This window comes from Catelliglobosispora koreensis DSM 44566, from assembly GCF_000379685.1.
Lineage (GTDB): Bacteria > Actinomycetota > Actinomycetes > Mycobacteriales > Micromonosporaceae > Catelliglobosispora > Catelliglobosispora koreensis.
Window position 1 is genome coordinate 566,093 of sequence record NZ_KB903261.1, and the last position, 17,328, is coordinate 583,420.

General features: G+C 64.5%; 14 protein-coding genes. 6 read left to right on the forward strand and 8 right to left on the reverse strand.

Translation table 11 applies throughout. From position 1 onward, the window contains the following. Window positions 1-88 precede the first annotated feature (88 nt). Together A3E1_RS0122075 and A3E1_RS47760 are read left to right on the forward strand one after the other, a co-directional pair. Complete coding sequence (locus A3E1_RS0122075) at window positions 89-1,591, forward strand: gamma-glutamyltransferase family protein (protein WP_245571299.1); 1,503 nt, start codon at window positions 89-91, stop codon at window positions 1,589-1,591. A 34-nt stretch (window positions 1,592-1,625) separates the two neighbouring features. After that, a complete protein-coding gene (locus tag A3E1_RS47760; RefSeq protein WP_020522972.1) occupies window positions 1,626-4,757 on the forward strand; it encodes a S8 family serine peptidase in 3,132 nt (1,043 codons plus the stop codon). On the opposite strand, the gene A3E1_RS0122085 is transcribed toward A3E1_RS47760, so the two are convergent. Next, the gene (locus A3E1_RS0122085; protein ID WP_020522973.1) at window positions 4,743-5,744 is read right to left on the reverse strand and encodes a GlxA family transcriptional regulator; all 1,002 of its coding nucleotides are present in this window, start codon (window positions 5,742-5,744) and stop codon (window positions 4,743-4,745) included. The genes A3E1_RS47760 and A3E1_RS0122085 overlap by 15 nt on opposite strands. Window positions 5,745-5,956: 212 nt before the next feature. Here A3E1_RS0122085 and hpt point away from each other — a divergent pair, with 212 nt between their 5' ends. The 3 genes from hpt to folE all read left to right on the forward strand — a co-directional run bounded on the left by hpt (window position 5,957) and on the right by folE (window position 9,303). Further along, window positions 5,957-6,520, forward strand: coding sequence for a hypoxanthine phosphoribosyltransferase (gene hpt, locus A3E1_RS0122095; RefSeq protein WP_020522975.1), 564 nt, complete (start codon window positions 5,957-5,959; stop codon window positions 6,518-6,520). A 150-nt stretch (window positions 6,521-6,670) separates the two neighbouring features. After that, a complete protein-coding gene (gene ftsH / locus A3E1_RS0122100; RefSeq protein WP_020522976.1) occupies window positions 6,671-8,668 on the forward strand; it encodes an ATP-dependent zinc metalloprotease FtsH in 1,998 nt (665 codons plus the stop codon). 8 nt (window positions 8,669-8,676) lie between these two features. Further along, complete coding sequence (gene folE / locus A3E1_RS0122105; RefSeq protein ID WP_026208715.1) at window positions 8,677-9,303, forward strand: GTP cyclohydrolase I FolE; 627 nt, start codon at window positions 8,677-8,679, stop codon at window positions 9,301-9,303. On the opposite strand, the gene A3E1_RS41455 is transcribed toward folE, so the two are convergent. Genes A3E1_RS41455 through A3E1_RS0122125 form a run of 4 tightly spaced genes read right to left on the reverse strand, consistent with a single transcriptional unit; the run spans window position 9,296 to window position 12,550 of the window. Further along, the gene (locus A3E1_RS41455; protein WP_020522978.1) at window positions 9,296-9,922 is read right to left on the reverse strand and encodes a hypothetical protein; all 627 of its coding nucleotides are present in this window, start codon (window positions 9,920-9,922) and stop codon (window positions 9,296-9,298) included. The two genes, folE and A3E1_RS41455, sit on opposite strands and share 8 nt — an antisense overlap. Next, window positions 9,919-11,820 (reverse strand): FtsK/SpoIIIE domain-containing protein, encoded by a 1,902-nt coding sequence (locus tag A3E1_RS41460; RefSeq protein ID WP_020522979.1) that lies wholly within the window; start codon window positions 11,818-11,820, stop codon window positions 9,919-9,921. The genes A3E1_RS41455 and A3E1_RS41460 overlap by 4 nt, the downstream gene beginning before the upstream one ends. A gap of 59 nt (window positions 11,821-11,879) precedes the next feature. Beyond that, on the reverse strand, window positions 11,880-12,152 hold the full coding sequence (locus A3E1_RS0122120; RefSeq protein WP_020522980.1) for a hypothetical protein: 273 nt from the start codon (window positions 12,150-12,152) through the stop codon (window positions 11,880-11,882). Then, on the reverse strand, window positions 12,149-12,550 hold the full coding sequence (locus A3E1_RS0122125) for a very short patch repair endonuclease (protein WP_083929574.1): 402 nt from the start codon (window positions 12,548-12,550) through the stop codon (window positions 12,149-12,151). The genes A3E1_RS0122120 and A3E1_RS0122125 overlap by 4 nt, the downstream gene beginning before the upstream one ends. A 24-nt stretch (window positions 12,551-12,574) precedes the next feature. On the opposite strand from A3E1_RS0122125, the gene A3E1_RS0122130 reads away from it, so the two are divergent. Next, on the forward strand, window positions 12,575-13,834 hold the full coding sequence (locus tag A3E1_RS0122130) for a DNA cytosine methyltransferase (protein WP_020522982.1): 1,260 nt from the start codon (window positions 12,575-12,577) through the stop codon (window positions 13,832-13,834). A 161-nt stretch (window positions 13,835-13,995) separates the two neighbouring features. On the opposite strand, the gene A3E1_RS0122135 is transcribed toward A3E1_RS0122130, so the two are convergent. From A3E1_RS0122135 to A3E1_RS46265, 3 genes are read right to left on the reverse strand one after another with little or no spacing between them, the layout of a single operon-like run. Beyond that, window positions 13,996-14,544, reverse strand: coding sequence for a DUF4396 domain-containing protein (locus A3E1_RS0122135; RefSeq protein WP_040391498.1), 549 nt, complete (start codon window positions 14,542-14,544; stop codon window positions 13,996-13,998). An 8-nt stretch (window positions 14,545-14,552) separates the two neighbouring features. Further along, window positions 14,553-15,782: an MFS transporter gene (locus tag A3E1_RS0122140; RefSeq protein WP_020522984.1), complete on the reverse strand. Its 1,230-nt coding sequence runs from the start codon at window positions 15,780-15,782 to the stop codon at window positions 14,553-14,555. A gap of 33 nt (window positions 15,783-15,815) precedes the next feature. Continuing rightward, window positions 15,816-16,814, reverse strand: a complete 999-nt coding sequence (locus A3E1_RS46265) for a S8 family serine peptidase (protein WP_157631661.1) — start codon at window positions 16,812-16,814, stop codon at window positions 15,816-15,818. Window positions 16,815-17,328 lie beyond the last annotated feature (514 nt).

The following is a 17,328-nucleotide window of genomic DNA, read 5'->3' on the forward strand; positions in this document are numbered from 1 at the left end:
ACCGACACTAGCGCCCGAATCCCACCGCTCGCCCGGTGAAGCAAAGCGGGGCACCCGCGCTCGGGCGAACTGGCTTAGGGTGAAGAGCGTGCGTCCTCCCGTTTACGCCCGCCATGGGGTAGTCGCGACGAGTCAGCCATTAGCCGCCCAGGCCGGGCTGGCGATCCTGCGAGAAGGCGGTTCCGCCGTCGACGCGGCCTTAGCCGCCGCGATCACCCTGACGGTGGTCCAGCCCGGGTCCAACGACATCGGCGGGGATCTGTTCGCTCAGGTGTGGGATGGTCAACTCCTCTATGGGCTGAACGGCTCCGGGCGTACACCCGGGAATTTGTCTTTGGAGGCTTTTCAAAGCGCGACCGAGGCGGACCGCGAGCGAGGCTGGTTGCCGGTAACCGTGCCCGGAGCGCCCAGAGCCTGGGCTGACCTGCACGAGCATTTCGGCAGGGTGCCGTTCGAAAGGCTGTTTACCGACGCGATCCGGTACGCCGAAGAAGGCTTCCCGGTCTCCCCAGTGGTTGCCGCGAGCTGGGCGAGGGCGACGGCGTCCGATAAGCCGGAGTGTCGGGAGTGGACGGAGATCTTCGGCCAGCGGCCGCGAGCAGGGGAGATCTACCGCAATCCCGCTAAGGGCCGAGCGTTGCGGATCATCGCGGGAAGCCATGGCCAGGAGTTTTACGCCGGCGAGATCGCGCACGCGATGACGTCTTTCGCCTCCAGCACGGGTGGCCTGCTCACGATGGCTGATCTCGAGGCGCACCAGAGCGAGTGGGTGCAGCCGATCTCGGCGAACTATCGCGGCTTCACCGTGCATGAGCTGCCGCCTAACGGCCAAGGGGTGGCCGCGCTGCAGGCCTTGGCCTTGCTTGACGGTCTGCCCGAGCACGGGCTGCACGAACAGATCGAGGCGATGAAGCTGGCCTTCGCCGACGCGCACGCTTACGTGGCAGACGCGCCGATGCCCGGGTTGCTCGATCCGTCCTACGTGGAGCAAAGACGCAAGCTGATCGGACCGTCCGCGGCGCTGCCGAGTCCCGGTGACCCGGTGCGTGGCGGCACCGTTTACCTAGCCGCGGCAGACAGCGATGGCGGCATGGTCAGCCTGATTCAGTCCAACTACATGGGCTTTGGGTCCTACGTCGTCGTCCCTGGATACGGCTTCGGGCTGCAGAACCGTGGCGCTGATCTCTCGCTCAACGCCGATCACCCAAATGCTGCAGGGCCGGGCAAACGTCCGTTCCACACCATCATTCCCGGTTTCCTGTCTCGCGACGGTGTCCCTATCGGACCGTTTGGCGTGATGGGTGGGCATATGCAACCGCAGGGCCACCTTCAGCTCGTGCTCGCGACCGTGGACGAAGGCCTTGATCCGCAGGCGGCACTCGCCCGCAAGCGGTGGTTCTGGGATCGTGACCTTCGCGTGCTCGCCGAAGAAGGACTCCCGATCGAGGACCTCGTTAGCCGAGGTCACGACGTGACGGTCCGGCACGAGCCATCGGTCTTTGGCATGGGTCAGGCGATCTGGCGGGACGCGTCCGGCGTCTATGTGGCCGGCTCAGAACCGCGGGCCGACGGCCTAGCCGCTGCCTGGTAGAAAGCCATTCGTTGTCCGCTATGTGAAGCTTCCCGTGATTGTCGGGCTTGTCATACTGGCGACCCTCTCGCAAGCGGTGGCAGGCAGCGCAGCCCATGCGGCCGACCACAAGATTCAGCCATCTGCGCGGGAAGAGGCAGGGAAGGCGCAAAGCAGCCGGCTCGCCCGCACGGACCGTGGCCTGCTCGGGCGTTCCGACGCCGAACTCATCCCAGTGCTGGTCAAGCTCGACCACGATTCGGTGGCCAGTTATCGCGGCGGCGTTGCCGGATTTGGGCCGACTAGCCCGGCCGCGACGGGCCGCAAACTGGACGGCAACGCCGCCGAACTGGCGTATGAGGCGTTTCTCGCCCAGCGGGAAGACAAGTTCACCGACCTCCTGGCTCGATATCTGCCCGGCTCGAAGGTCAGGCACCGGCTGCGGACTGTCTACGGTGGACTCGCGATCACCATCGCGGCCAACCGGGTCAAAGAGCTGCTCGCCCTCGACGGTGTCGTGGCCGTGCAGAAGGACGAGTTGCGCCAGCCGCTCACGGACGCTTCCAGCGAGTTCCTGGGCGCCGACCGAATCCAGCAGCAGCAAGGCACGCGCCAGGCGGGCAAAGGCGTCACGGTTGGCATCCTCGACACGGGAGCCTGGCCAGAGCACCCGAGCTTCGCTGATCAAGGCAACCTCGGCAAGCCGCCCAAGAAGCTGACCTGCGATTTCGGGCAGGACTTCAAGTGCAACAACAAGCTGATCGGCGGCCGCCCGTTCCTGGAGTCCTATCTGACCGTCCACAAGACAGAGACGTACACGACGGCTCGTGACAGCGACGGGCACGGGACCCACACCGCTTCGACTGCGGCCGGCAACGTTCTGAGCAGCGCGAAGGTCTTCGGCGTCGACCGGGGTCCCGTCGGTGGCATCGCTCCGGGCGCGTGGTTGAGCGTTTACAAGGTTTGCGGGGCAAAGGGCTGCATGTCGTCTGATTCCGCTGCCGCGATCGAGCAGGCGATCAAGGACCGGGTCGACGTCATCAACTACTCGATCTCCGGCGGGACCGATCCGTTCACCGACCCTGTGGAGATGGCGTTTCTGGACGCCTATGCCGCAGGAGTCTTCGTGGCGGCATCGGCTGGTAACTCCGGGCCTGGTGCGGGGACGGTCAACCACCTCGCGCCCTGGCTGACCACGGTCGCCGCCTCGACGCAGACGCGCGAGTTCAGTGCCCGGCTCACCTTGGCCACGCCTTCAGGAGACAAGACCTTCACCGGCGCCTCCATCACCGCGGGGGTTGGCCCCGCCCCGGTGGTACGCGGTGGAAAGTGCCTCGATCCCGCCAAGCCCCGCGCGTTCGAAGGCAAGATAGTGGTCTGTGAGCGCGGTGGCAACGCTCGCGTGGAGAAGGGCTGGAATGTCCGTCGCGGCGGCGCCCTCGGCATGATCCTGTTCAATCCGTCCCTTCAGGACACCGAGACGGATAACCACTGGATCCCGACCGTCCACTTGCCCGATGCTTCGCTGCTCACGGTGCTGGACAGCGCGACCACGGCGACGTTTGGCGCGGGGGCACAAGAGCGCGGCAAAGGAGACGTCATGGCCGGCTTTTCCTCGCGTGGGCCGGGCGGTCTAGGACTCAAGCCCGACGTCACCGCGCCCGGTGTCCAGATTCTCGCCGGACACACGCCTATGCCGGATGAGATCGCTGGCGGACCTCCTGGGGAGCTATTTCAGGCTATTGCGGGAACGTCCATGTCGTCCCCGCACGTGGCCGGCGTGGCAGCGCTTCTCGCGGCGAAGCGGCCCGAGTGGACTCCCGGGCAGATCAAATCGGCTTTGATGACTACCGCGATCACCGACGTAGTCAAGGAAGATCTCAAGACGCCAGCCGACCCGATGGACTTCGGAGCCGGCCGCATCGCCGCCGACAAAGCGGCCCGCCCAGGGATCACCATCGCCGAGACGGCGAACCGCATGCTCGAATTCGCTGACGACGAGGTCAAGGCGGTTGATCTCAACCTCCCGTCGGTGAACGCGCCCGTGATGCCGGGAAGACTCACGACGGTCCGCACGCTGCGCAATGACACGGGGGAACGAATCACCTACCGCGTGAAGTCCAGCGATTCCTCGGTGACGGCGTCACCTTCGCTGATCAGCGTCCCGGCGCGGGGCGAGGCCGAGTTGACGATCACGATCGCTTCCCGTGAGGCCGACGCGCAGTGGCGGTTCGCGACGGTGACTCTCTCGCCGCAAAGCGATTTCCCCACGGTGCACCTGCCCGTCGCGTTCCGCCCGACGCAGGGCAAGGTCACATTGACCTCCGGGTGCGCCACGTCTGAGCTGTCGATCGGTGAGAGCACGACGTGTCACGTGGAAGCCGCGAACACGGGCTTTGAGGACGCCTCCGTCAACGTCTCCACCTCCCTGAGCACCGGTCTCGGCGGATCGCCCGTGGTCAGGAAGTCCTCCCTGGACGGTGTGATCCCGGGCAAGCCAAATCTGTCCACTGTGGAGGGACGCGGGTTTACCCCACTGGCCGTCGGCGCGGATCCCATCGGCGACGAAGAGATGATCACCTACGACGTCCCGTCGTTCCGTTATGCCGGGAGCAGCTATAACCGGCTCGGCGTGGTCTCCAACGGCTACCTCGTCGTCGGGGGAGGCACCGTCCAGGACGTGCGCTTCGAACCGCCCGGCGGCTTGGACAAGAACCGGCCCAACAACATCCTCGCGCCCTACTGGGCTGACCTAGACGGGACCGCGGCCGAGGGCATCAAGGTCGCCACCTCGACCGTGGACGGTCGCGAGTGGATCGTGGCCGAGTGGCGGGTCAAGGTCTACGGGACCGAGGTGCGCCAGCAGTTCCAGGTCTGGATCGCCACCGGTGAGCGGGAGGAGATCCGGTTCGCCTACGACCCCGACGCCCTGCCGAGCGGGGACATAAAGTTCGCCGTCGGCGCGGAGAACGCCCTGGGCAAGGGCGAGCTGCTCACCTCCCGGCCGGACAAGGATCTCGTGGTGCGGTCGGCCGGTGGCCGTCCCGGTGGCGTGCTGCGCTTCGGCGTGACCGTGACGGGGCTGGCCCCCGCCGACGATCACCTGTTGACGGCTTCGATGACCAGCGACGGGGTACCAGGCACAACGCTCGTGCGCACGAAACTCGGCGTCTCAGCTCCGCACTAGCTTGAACTGCTGGCGGTAGTGCTGAGGAGTCGTCCCGGCCCGCCGGGTGAAGTGATGCCGCAGGGTCGCCGCGTCACCAAACCCGGCACGGGCCGCGATCTGCTCAATGGGCAGCTCGGTCTCCTCAAGCAGCCGCCGGGCGAACAGCACACGCTGATGCGTCAGCCAGTCGTGCGGGCTAGCGCCCGTCTCCGCGCGGAAGCGCCTGGCGAACGTGCGTGGTGCCATGTGAGATCGCTGCGCCAGTTCATCAACGGTCAGTTGCGCGTCCAGGTGGGTCAGCATCCACTCCAGCAAAGGCTGCAAGCCGTCGGCGGCAGCGGTGTCTGGTACCGGCGCTTCGATGAATTGAGCCTGGCCACCGGCCCGGTGCGGGGCGACCACCATGCGCCGGGCGAGTTTGTTCGCGACTCCGGCACCGTGCTCCTGGCGGATGAGGTGCAAGCAGGCGTCGATCCCGGCCGCTGTTCCCGCACCGGTGATGATCCGTCCATCTTGGACATACAGCCGGTCGGGCACGACTTCAGCGGCCGGGAAGTATTCGGCGAGCTGACCGGCGTGCCGCCAGTGGGTGGTGCAGCGCCGTCCGTCGAGCAAACCGGCGTAGCCGAGGGCGAAGGCGCCAGTACACATGGAAAGGATCCAGGCACCGCGCTCGTGCGCTCTCTTTAGGGCATCGATCGCCTCTTGTGGCAGCACGGCGTTCTTTATGCCGTCGGCCTCTCCCGCGGTGGGGTGCACGCGGAAACCAGGCGGGCAGCCCGGGATGGCGATCAAGTCGGCGTTGTCGAGCGCGTTGAGGTCAGCGTTGGGCAGCAGCGAAAAGCCGGCCTCGGTTTGCAGCGGAGCCGCGCCGTCGGAGCACAGCGAGAACTTGTACCCAGGAAAGCCGTCAACCGTGCGATCGGTGCCAAAAATCTCGCACAAAACGCCTATCTCGAACGAGGCGACGGGGTTCAGGGCGAGGACTGCCACGTTGGTGAGCATGAGCACAGTCTATCTGGCCGAAATTCGATGACCAATGGCATATCTGCCACTGTCCAGCGTGGAGTGCCACGAGCAAGATAAGGACATGACCGCACTACTGCTCCTTACAGGCCTCCTCATTGTGGCGGGGATCCTAGGGAACCTTGGGCTGATCAAATCGAATAACGACCCCGACGTGCCGAGGGACCCTTTCATCCGGCACTCTTAACCACATGGGCTGGTATGACGCGGATATTGAGCGCGTGATCATCACGGAAGAAGAACTCCACGCCAAGACCGGGGAACTAGCGAAGCAGGTCGCGACCGACTACGCGTCGGTGGACGGCCTGCTTCTTGTTTGTGTTCTCAAGGGTGCGGTCATGTTCATGGCGGATTTCTCTCGCGCGCTCGGTGCCGCTGGTGGTCCCGCGGTCGAGCTGGAATTCATGGCGGTGTCCTCCTATGGCCAGGGCACGACCTCCTCTGGAGTGGTCCGCATCCTCAAGGACCTCGACCGGGACATCGCTGGCAAGCACGTGATCGTCGTCGAGGACATCGTGGACTCCGGCCTCACGCTCAGCTGGCTCTTGAAATACCTGGAATCGCGCTCGGCCAAGAGCGTCGAAGTCGTAGCCCTGTTCCGCAAGCCTGACGCCGTCAAGGTTACGGTTCCGGTCAAGTACGTCGGGTTTGATATCCCGAACGAGTTCGTTGTCGGCTATGGGCTTGATTACAACGAGCGCTACCGCGAAGTCCCGTACGTCGGTATCCTCCATCCGGACGTTTACTCGCGTTGACGCCGTGGCTCTGTTCGCTGTCGGCGAACGACGCTGTGAAAATCCTGAAGCTTCTCCGGTGAACCGCCCGCATTAATGAATCGCGGGTCCCCCCGGTGTACCTTCGATTCAAGCTGACCCGACTCAAACGATCAGGATCCGATAACCAGCATGGAGCGAACGCGTTTCTTCCGCAGGCCAATCTTTTGGCTATTGATCATCGCTGGCGTGGCTTTCTTCGTCGGTCAGATGTTCTCGAGTGGACCGAGTTACCGAGATGTCGACACCAAAGTTGCCATGGAGCAGCTCAACAAGGGCGGCATCAAGAAGGCCACCATCTTGGACAAGGAGCAGCTGCTTCAGCTTGAGCTGAAGGAGGAGGCGACCTTCCCGGGTGATGACAAGAAGACCGACCGGATCCAGACCGCCTTCCCCACGGCCGCACAGACTTCCGTCGACAACAACATCTATGACCAGGTCGTCGCCGCGAGCGCGGCCGGCAAAGTCGATACCTACACGATCGAAGTCACCCAGGAGAGTCTGCTTTTCTCCCTCCTGCTGAACCTGCTGCCGATCGCGATCCTCGTGATCCTGCTTCTGCTGTTCATGTCGCAGATGCAAGGTGGCGGCTCGCGTGTGCTCAACTTCGGCAAGTCGAAGGCCAAGCTCGTTAGCAAGGACACGCCTAAGACGACGTTTGCCGACGTCGCCGGTGCTGAAGAGGCCGTCGAGGAACTCCATGAAATAAAGGACTTCCTCCAAAATCCGGCTAAGTACCAGGCGCTCGGCGCCAAGATCCCGAAGGGTGTGCTGCTGTTCGGCCCGCCCGGAACCGGTAAGACCCTGCTGGCCCGTGCCGTCGCGGGCGAGGCTGGAGTTCCGTTCTACTCGATCTCCGGTTCCGACTTCGTCGAGATGTTCGTCGGTGTGGGTGCCTCCCGTGTTCGTGACCTCTTCGAGCAGGCCAAGGCCAACGCCCCGGCCATCGTGTTCGTCGATGAGATCGACGCTGTCGGCCGCCACCGCGGCGCCGGCATGGGTGGCGGTCACGACGAGCGCGAGCAGACACTCAACCAGCTGCTCGTCGAGATGGACGGCTTTGACGCCAAGGGTGGGGTCATCCTCATCGCCGCGACGAACCGCCCCGACATCCTCGACCCGGCGCTGCTGCGTCCCGGCCGCTTCGACCGCCAGATCGCGGTTGACCAGCCGGACATGGAGGGCCGCAAAGCCATTCTGCGCGTGCACGCCAAGGGCAAGCCGTTCACTCCCGTCGTCGACCTCGACACGATCGCCCGGCGCACGCCCGGTTTCACCGGCGCTGACCTGGCCAACGTCATCAACGAGGCCGCGCTGCTCACCGCACGTCACGACAAGCGCGCCATCGATGACGACGCGCTTGAAGAGTCGATCGACCGCGTGATCGCCGGACCACAGCGCCGCACGCGGATCATGTCCGACCACGAGAAGAAGATCACGGCGTACCACGAGGGCGGTCACGCGCTCGTCGCCTGGGCCCTGCCCCACGCCGCACCGGTGCACAAGGTGACGATCCTGTCGCGTGGACGGTCGCTCGGGCACACGCTCGTGCTGCCGACCGAGGACAAATACACGCAGACCCGGGCCGAGATGATTGACACCCTGGCCTACGCGCTTGGTGGACGTGCCGCCGAGGAGCTCGTGTTCCACGAGCCGACCACGGGCGCTGGCAACGACATCGAGAAGGCGACAGCGATCGCCCGCGCGATGATCACTCAGTACGGCATGAGCTCCAAGCTCGGCGCGGTCAAGTACGGCACCGCCGGCGACGAGCCGTTCCTGGGCCGCAGCTATGGCCACGAGAAGGACTACTCCGACTCGATCGCCGCTGAGATCGACGCCGAGGTGCGTTCTCTCATCGAGCTGGCGCACGACGAGGCCTACGAGATTCTCGTGGAATACCGCGACGTGCTCGACAACATCGTGCTTGAGTTGATGGAGAAGGAAACGATCTCCACTCAGGACATGGCCCGCATCTGCGAGCGGGTGGTGAAGCGCCCGCCGATGGCCCCGTACAACGGCTTCGGCAAGCGCACCCCATCCACCCAGCCACCGGTGCAGACCCCGACTGAAGTGAAGCCGGCCGACGAAGTCAGCCTCCCACTTGAGACCTCGGAGAGTACGAACTGAACGAGAAGCTGGACTATCTAGCCGCTCGGCTGGTCGACGGCTCCTTGACCGGAGTTCCGGTGGAGGAGACCGTCGACCTGAAACGAATAGAGGCAGCGGTCCGGGAGATTCTCCTAGCGTTAGGCGAAGATCCCGACCGCGACGGTCTGCTGAAGACCCCGGCCCGCGTCGCTCGTGCTTACGCCGAGCTGTTCGCGGGCCTTCGCGTTGATCCCTCAAATATTCTCAAAACGACCTTTGAGGCAGATCACGACGAGCTCATTCTGGTACGAGACATCCCGCTGTTTTCCTTGTGCGAACACCACCTTTTGCCCTTCAAAGGCGTGGCCCACGTGGGATATCTGCCCAGCGAAGACGGGCGCATCACGGGACTGTCCAAACTGGCCAGGCTTGTAGAAGTGTTCGCCCGCCGGCCACAGGTGCAGGAGCGGCTGACGTCGCAGATCGCCGACCTGCTGCAAGCGCAGCTCGGCGCGCGTGGCGTCATCGTGGTGCTCGAGTGTGAGCACATGTGCATGGAGATGCGTGGCATCCGCAAACCCGGCTCGCGCACCATCACGAGTGCGGTCCGTGGGCTGCACAAGACGGACCCCAAGACGCGGGCTGAGGCACTGTCGCTGATTAACGCTAGATAATCGCGAACAGCAGCGTCACGAGCACGACCGGACTGAAGCAGACTAGGGCCCCGATCTCCGGGGTCTTCGGCTTTCTTGGCTGCACGATGCCGAGCGCCACCCACGCGGCACCGAACAGCATCGCGGCCATGATCAGTCCACAAATGCCTGCGTAGAACGTGCGTGTGCGGTCGTCGACGAGAAGGGCGAAGCCAAACTGGATCAGGGTCGCGAGGCCCGCCGCGGGGGCATAGGCGATCAGGTTGCGGACCGCCTGCGGCTGCTCGGCCTGGTCAAGTCGCGCTAGGGCCGCATCAGCGACGTCCACAGTGGACCGTGCCTGCCGCAGCGCCGCCAGCACGACCGCCGGACCGCCAGCCACCGTTTGCGCCGCGGTCTTCTGTTCAGCCGTGTTAGGCACCAGCGGGGGGGGCGCCGTCCCGGCCTGCAGCGCCGCCTCCAGCAGACGGCCAGCCTGGATGCCAATGCGTGCCTGCACCACGGGCAGCTCGGTGCGTGCCGACGCCACCGCCTCGGCTTCCGCCGCGGCCGCGCTAGCGGCCTCACGGCGTACCGAATCGAGCCGCTGCACCGACGTCAGATAGTCATTCCAGACGGCACTCACATCTTCGGTCGTCACGCGTCAACCTCGTCGTTTATGGACACGGGCGGGCGGGGGATAGGCACGATGGAGCCGGCGTAAACGAGCGGTGGTGCCGAGGCCGGCTCACGCGCCTGCCACAGCCGCTGCCGCAACGCCGACGTGACCTGCATGTCCGCATGCGGGTCGGGGAAACGGACCGTCTTCTCATGCCCGCGTGTCGCCCCGCGCGGACCGCCCAGCCCGCCGGCCGTGTTCACGACCGCCTTGCCCAGCGGCAGCGAGGCGGCGGAGTCGTTGTTGGCCTCGAGCACGCCGCCGCCACCAGGCAACGCCACCCGCACGAGGAACTGCCCGACGATCGGGCTGGTGCGCGCGTGCTGTGAGCACATCACGAGATGCACGCCAGCGGTCTTGCCCAGCTTCGCGATCGAGTCGAGCAAGGACACGGCTTCGTCGCTGCTAGCCAGGAGCCGCTGATACTCATCGATCACGCAGACGATGCGGGCCAGGGAAGCGCCGGAGGCGCGAAGCTGGCTGAAGCGGGTCACACCGGCGTCGTTGAGCACGGTCAGCCGTCGCTGCAGCTCCCTTGCCACCGAACGCAGCATCGCCAGCCCGTTGGCCGGGTCGTTGTCGTAACCGGCCTCGATCGCGTGGGGCAGCCACGACGGATCGTCATCGGTCGGCGTGAACTGCCTGAGCGCACCGTTGACGCTGAAATCGAGCAGGTAAAGGTGCAGCTCTTCGGGGTCGTACCTAGTACACAATCCATAAAGGACGTTGATGAGGAAAGCTGTCTTGCCCGATCCTGGCCTGCCCCCGACGAGCCAATGGGGGGTTAGGTCGGTGAAGTGCAAGCTAACAGGCAGCTCTCCGGCCAGGCCAACCGTCGTGGACAGACCGTCGGCTGAGGACTCGGCCCACCAGTGATCGGGGTCGGGCAGCAGATCCATGAGGTGAACCTGCCCGCTCGCGGCGAACCGCTCGGCGAGCTCGCCACACACGCGCTGCACGAGAGGGGCCGGCGGGTCCGGGTCGAGCTGCACCGGAATGGACAGGCCCGTCCAGATCTCGGTCGGGCTTGGGGTCGCTGGCTTGGACCCCGTGCTGAAGGGCATCCCCCCGAGCAGACAGTGATTGGTGCGTAAGGCGATCTGGGTGCTGGTCGCGAGCGGAGCCATCGCGGGCTTGGAGCCCAGTGGCAACGGCGGCCAGCCAGCGATGATCAGGTGCAGCCCGGCGGCCGGGCCCACGTCTGCGAGCGCATTGATGCGGTTGAGCTCGTCGGCCGTGGTCGTCGAGGGCAGTGCCGCGATGATCAGCAGCATCGTGCAGTCGCGACGGCGGGGCCGGGCCGCGGGTTTGCGCTGATCGACGGGCCGGCCAGGCTTCACCCAATGCTCGGCCTCGGCCAAGACGGCCTGCAGCCCGGTGCGGTCCGTGACGGCCGGAGGCATTAGCCCGGCGTCGGCGAGCTGGCCAAAGGGCGCGAACAACGCTCCGCCGACAGCGTCGACGGCCCGCACGATCAACGTCCCGGCGGGTGCCGTCGCCAGCAGTCGCAACAGGACAGAGCGCAGCGCTCCCGCGACGCGGGGATCGCGGGAATCAGCGCTGAAGGTCAGGTGCCCCGAACCGAGCAGCGGAATGATCGCCGGGAAATCGGCTTCTTCGGCTGGCTCGCCCGAACCGATCCGGACGAACTGAGGTCGCCGCTGCTCACCGAGCGGCCCAGGATCCTTTGTGGACAAGGGCTCGGCGAGCCAACCCGGAGCTAACTTGACCGCGGCACCACGCAGGCGGGAGGCCAAGTCGTGCTGCTCGGCCAAGTCGGTCCGCGGGAGCGGGACATGGTCTTCCAGCGCTTGTGCCGCCGCATCCACCACAGCCGCCGCTTGGCGATGCAGTGCTGCTGCTTGATCGATTCGGTCCACTGGCGACCACCGCCCTCACTGGCAAGTAAGGTTCCTCGCGAATTTAACGCCCGGGTATGTCAGTCGGTCGTGAGGTAATCGATGAATTTAGCTCTGATCATCGGTTCGGAATCCCCGTACTCATGGCCGGTGAACTCTCGCCACAGCTGAACGACGTCATCGACCGCCGCTCCGAGATCCTCGACGCCACGCTCCTCCGTCTCCGGCGCGGTCGGCAGATGGGTGAACAGATTCCAGAAGAAGGGCAGGTCAAGCTTCCGCCGAGCTTTGGCGAAGGCCTGCTCGCGCAGCTCTTCCGTGCTGAGGGAGTCCAAATCAGAAAACTGCGTCACTCCTGGAGCTTAAGCGCGGCCACCACTGTTTTCACGGCGCTCGGCAGCGGTTCGTGTTCCCAGAGCCGGATCACGTGCCAGCCAGCTTTGCTCAGGGCCTCGTTGGCGTGGCGATCACGCTCCATCGTGCGCCTGAGCTTTGGCGCCCAGTACCAGTCGTTCACGGTCGGCTGACGGCCATGATCGGGACACACATGCCAGAAGCAGCCGTCGACGAAGACGGCGACCTTGCGTTTCGTGAACACGATGTCTGGTCTTACCCGCGCGCCGTCGAGGTCTATGCGCAGATCCTTGCGGTAGCGCAACCCCAGCTGATGAAGCGCTCGGCGCAGGGCGATCTCGGGCTTCGTGTCTGACCGTTTGATCGCCGCCATGTTCCGCGAACGGCCCGCCGACATGGCCCGCGGGTATTGTCCCTTTCCATGAGTCGCCTCGCCCACTCCGCCACCTTAGACGTCGTGGAGATCTGTGCGGGCGCTGGTGGACAGGTGCTCGGACTGCACCAGGCCGGCTTCAAACACCGGCTGGCTTTCGAGCTTGATCCTCACGCTTGCGCGACGCTGCGCGCGAATTCGGAGCGGCTCGGCATGACCGGCGACTGGGTGCGCGAAGGCGATGTCGCTTCGTGGAATCCCGCGGAGATTGCCGGTGTGGATCTGCTCGCGGGCGGTGTGCCGTGCCCACCGTTCACTATCGCGGGCAAGCAACTGGGCGCGACCGACGAACGAGACCTGTTCGCCTGGGCCATCGAGCAAATTCCTCTGGTTAAGCCTCGTGCTTTGCTCCTGGAGAACGTGCGTGGCCTGAGCATGCCGCGGTTCGCCGGTTACCGGCAGCATGTGCTGGACCGGCTGTTGTCGTTTGGCTACACGGGCGAATGGCGGCTGCTGCACGCCTCAGACTTTGGTGTGCCACAACTGCGGCCCCGCTTTGTGTTGGTAGCGATGAAGCCCGCTGACTTCCGGCACTTCCACTGGCCGTCTCCGTTGGACTCACCGCCGACAGTAGGGGAATTGTTGCGGGACATGATGGCCGCACGCGGTTGGGAAGGCGCCTCCGCATGGGCCCGGCGTGCCACCGGCATCGCGCCCACCATTGTTGGCGGATCTAAGAAACACGGCGGCGCTGACCTCGGCCCGACCCGTGCCAAAGCGGCGTGGGCTTTACTGGGGGTGGACGGCCTAGGTATTGCCGATCTACCGCCCGGTCCTGGTGCGACCTTTGATGTTGGCCCTCGGCTGACGGCCGACATGGTCGCCCGGCTTCAGGGCTGGAACGACGGACAGTTCGCTTGGACTTTCACCGGCCGCAAAACGGCTAAGTACCGCCAGATTGGCAACGCTTTCCCGCCGCCGGTCGCCCACGCCTTAGGGGTCGCCATTCGCGCGGCGCTTTTGCGTTCGGCACCTTCGCGACGACTTGCCTCCACTGTGGAGCATGACCCGGTCTACCGCGCTCTTCGTGACCACGGCGGTTTCATGACCCACGCGCAGATAGAACGGGCGGCCGGGGCCGTGATACCACCACACGACCTCGACCGCCGGATCTCCTTGCTACGACAGGACTTTGAGGTCGAGTCGCGTGACGGAGCCTATAAGCTGTTGTCCTTCAAGGCTTTTACTGGCCAGAGCGACCACGCTCGCCATTCAGCCTTCGCCGAGCAACGGTCCCGCATTTCCTAGCGGCAGTTCCTCTGGGTGCTTTCAGTTTTCGTACTCTCTATGGCTGTCGTTGCTGGCGCTGCTGTTTTCGTGTCGGGCGTGGCTGTGGAGGGTGCCTTCTCTCCCACCGTGGCCTTCGTAGTCCTGCGGCACGCCTTCTTGGCTGCGTGCCAGAGGTGGCTTTAGTGCGTGCGTTCGTGGCCGCTGTGGCGGGCTTCGGTTTGGTGCGTGCTTTCCTGGCTGCTGTGCCCGGCGTGGCTTTGGTGCGCATTCTCGTGGCTACTGTGGCCGCCGTGGTATTCGTGCACGACAGCGTGGCCTTTGCCGCGTGAGATGAGCCAGCGGTTCACCGGAACCGTCACCACGAACGCGATCGCGAGCGACACCGCGAGGGCGCCCCAGAACAGCCAAGACGTCAGGCCGGCCATCATCGCGCCCGGGATGAGCAGCATGATCGCGTTGTCCACGATCTCCATGACGGCGATCGAAACGGTGTCAGCGGCGAGCGCGACCCTGACGGCCTTCTTGAACGGCAGGCCAGAGCGGAGCACCGGCCGGATCGTGAGCGCGTAGCCGAACAGGAACGCCAGCCCGATCGCGAGCGCGATGGTGGCCAGGTCACTCCACCCGAGGGCGGTGCCGATCACCATGCCGAGCACTTCACCGATCGCACAGCCGGTGAGGCAGTGCAGGGTCGCGGAGATGGCGAGTTTCGTCAGTCTGTCTTGCATGCCCAGCACTATACCCCTAGGGGGTATGGATCGGGTTGTGATGTGGGCTTCACTCCTGGAAGGGTCCGCACGGAACGGCTCGCGAGGACCAAAGCCAGGGCGACGGTGCAGATCGCGGCACCGCCGATCAAAGTGGTCGTCATGCCCAGCTTCAATGAGACCGGGCCCGCGAGCGCGGTGCCGACCGGGATCGCCACGAAACTACCAAGCATGTCCCACGAGTACACACGGGCGAGCTTGTCGGCATCCACGTGATTCTGCATCGAGGTCTCCCACGCGACGACGAACTGCTGTAATCCAACTCCTGCAAGCAGTGAGACCGCGATAAGCAGTGCGGGTGAGGACGTCTTCGCCAGGGCCACCATCATCAGCGGTTCACCGAGCACGCAAATCACGCCGAGGCGCAGCGGGTGTTTCACCTTGATACGCATAGCTAGCACGGCACTGCCGACCATCCCGACCGTGTTGGCCGCGATAATGAGACCCCACACTTCCCGGCCGAAGGACGCGTCGGCGATCACGGGACCGAGGACTTGGTATACGCCGCCGTAAACCATATTGATGAAACAGAACCCGAGCACGACTGCCCAGAGCCACGTGTGGTTTGTCAGCTCACGCCAGCCGATGCGCAAGTCGGCGAACACGTGCGATTGCTTTGGTGGGGCGGGCTTTACTGGTACCCGCAGATAAATGAGACCGGCCACGGCGAAGGTGGCGGCGTCGACGGCCAGGCCCAGCCCCGGACCTAGGGTGGCTACCAGGATCCCACCGAACCCTGCGCCGATAATCATCGCGCCATTGCGAGCGAAACCGTTGACAGCGTTGGCGTTTCGGCGATCCTCGGTCGGCACGACCTCGCCGATAAGCGCGGCCGCCGCTGGCATCGCGAACGCGGAGGCCATTCCGTTCACCAGCGACAGAATCATGAGCAGCGTGAGGGTCGCATTTCCGCTCAGGACAAGGGCCGCGACCGTCGCCTGGCTCAGGAACGCGGTGGTCATGCTTCCGATCAGGACCAGTGACCTTGGTACTCGGTCGGCCAGCACGCCGCCGGCCAGCAAGAAGATGACGTTGGCTAGCGTCCTTGCCCCGACGACGAGACCGAGCTCGGAGGCGCTGAAACCCATGTCCAGCAACGCAAACGCTAGCGCGATGGGTGCAATCGCGTTACCAAGGACGTTGACCGCGCGGGCCAGGACGAGCAAACGGAACGTCTTATTGGTGCGCAGATTCCCCACGTGGCGTCACGTTGCCAACGCCTTCGTCGCGGGTCAACTTGTTTGCCGGCGTTTTATGGCGATTCCTACGGCGGTGGCACCAATGATCACGACTACCGGAACAACGATGAGCCACCAGGGGAATGGCTTGCTGTCCTTTGGCTGCGCTGGCGGTGTCGTGATTGGACTGCTCGTTGTGCCTGGTGTCGCGCTCTGCGTCGGCACGTCAGCGGTCAGTGCCGCCATCAGGTTGAGCACGCCGAAGCCGTACTCGGGATCCCTGCCGGGTGCACCTTTGTCTGTCGCGGTGGCTGTGATGCGCTTGATGACGTCCTGTGCTTTTAGCTGCGGATACTTAGCCCTGATCAGCGCTACCGCGCCAGCCACAATCGCCGTCGCGTTCGACGTCCCGTTCGTGACGCCGTACCCGTTGTTCGGCCTCGTGCTGGAGATCCCATCCCCCGGCGCCGCGATCATGACCTCAGGCCCGGTGACGGAGTTAGGCGCCCGGTTGCCGTCCTTGCCAATACTGGCAACAGCCAACACCCCCGGAATCGCCGCCGGATAAATCACCGAGCTGTCGTTTGGCTTGTTTCCCACGGCTGCCACGACTACAGCGTCTGCCTTCGCAGCCTCTTGAATAGCAAAGTCCAACCGGCTTTCCTGACTAGGCGAGCCTCGCGAGATCGATATGACCTTGGCGCCGTGTTGAGCTGCCCAAATGATGCCCTGAGCCAAAGATGCGCTACCGCCCAAATCCACGATCGCAACTCTCACAGGCATGACGTGCGCTTTGGGCGCTACTCCTGCAACCCGTCCACGCGCAACGGCCAGTCCGGCCATTGCCGTTCCGTGGCCATTCGTATCCGAGCGCCCATCCGTCTGATCAACAAAGTCGGTACCAGCAACTATGCTGCTGGACAGATCAGGGTGGCTGGCGTCCACTCCGGTATCAATTACCGCAATGGTTATTCCTTCTCCTTGGGTGATCTTATTGGCTTCGGTGGTCTGCATGTAGGAGTGAAACCACTGCCCCTCGGAGATGTTGTCCACGGCCCATACGGGACTCGCCAGCAGCGTTGCAGTTAGGGCAACGAAACAAACCACTAACCGGATCATTGCTTCGCCCTCCGAAGAACTACTTGCGGGTCCCTGCCGTTGCCTGAGCGATCGGCCTGCCACGGCGTGGCAAGCTGCGCGAACCACTCTTTGAACTCAGCCTCTTGCGTATTGCTTGGCTGTCCGGGGATATATGCACGCTCATTAACCCCCTCAATCACCGGTGGAACGCCGCGCCTGGTCTGCCATACGGTGTCAGCCTTGCCCTTACGCTGCTGACTACCCCCATTGCCTGTCCCAGGCGGGGCTGAACCACCAAAGGGCATCGGCAACATTGATGGATTGCCTGGAGTCCCAGCAAAGCCAGCTCCGCTACCTCTGGCTGCGGAGCCGTAGTTTCCCTGTGAGCCGGACACTGAGGATCCAGCTCCAGCCCGAGTAGGTGGCTGGGGCATCGGAACGATATAGCCACCTGTACCTACGCCGGGACCAGGAAGAATATAAGCGC

Coding starts and splice junctions, on each gene's coding strand:
- A3E1_RS0122085 (WP_020522973.1), bottom strand. CDS start 5,744: ATGCTCACCAACGTGGCAGTCCTCGCCCTGAACCCCGTCGCCTCGTTC.
- A3E1_RS0122135 (WP_040391498.1), bottom strand. CDS start 14,544: ATGCAAGACAGACTGACGAAACTCGCCATCTCCGCGACCCTGCACTGC.
- A3E1_RS0122130 (WP_020522982.1), top strand. CDS start 12,575: ATGAGTCGCCTCGCCCACTCCGCCACCTTAGACGTCGTGGAGATCTGT.
- A3E1_RS0122125 (WP_083929574.1), bottom strand. CDS start 12,550: ATGTCGGCGGGCCGTTCGCGGAACATGGCGGCGATCAAACGGTCAGAC.
- hpt (WP_020522975.1), top strand. CDS start 5,957: ATGGGCTGGTATGACGCGGATATTGAGCGCGTGATCATCACGGAAGAA.
- ftsH (WP_020522976.1), top strand. CDS start 6,671: ATGGAGCGAACGCGTTTCTTCCGCAGGCCAATCTTTTGGCTATTGATC.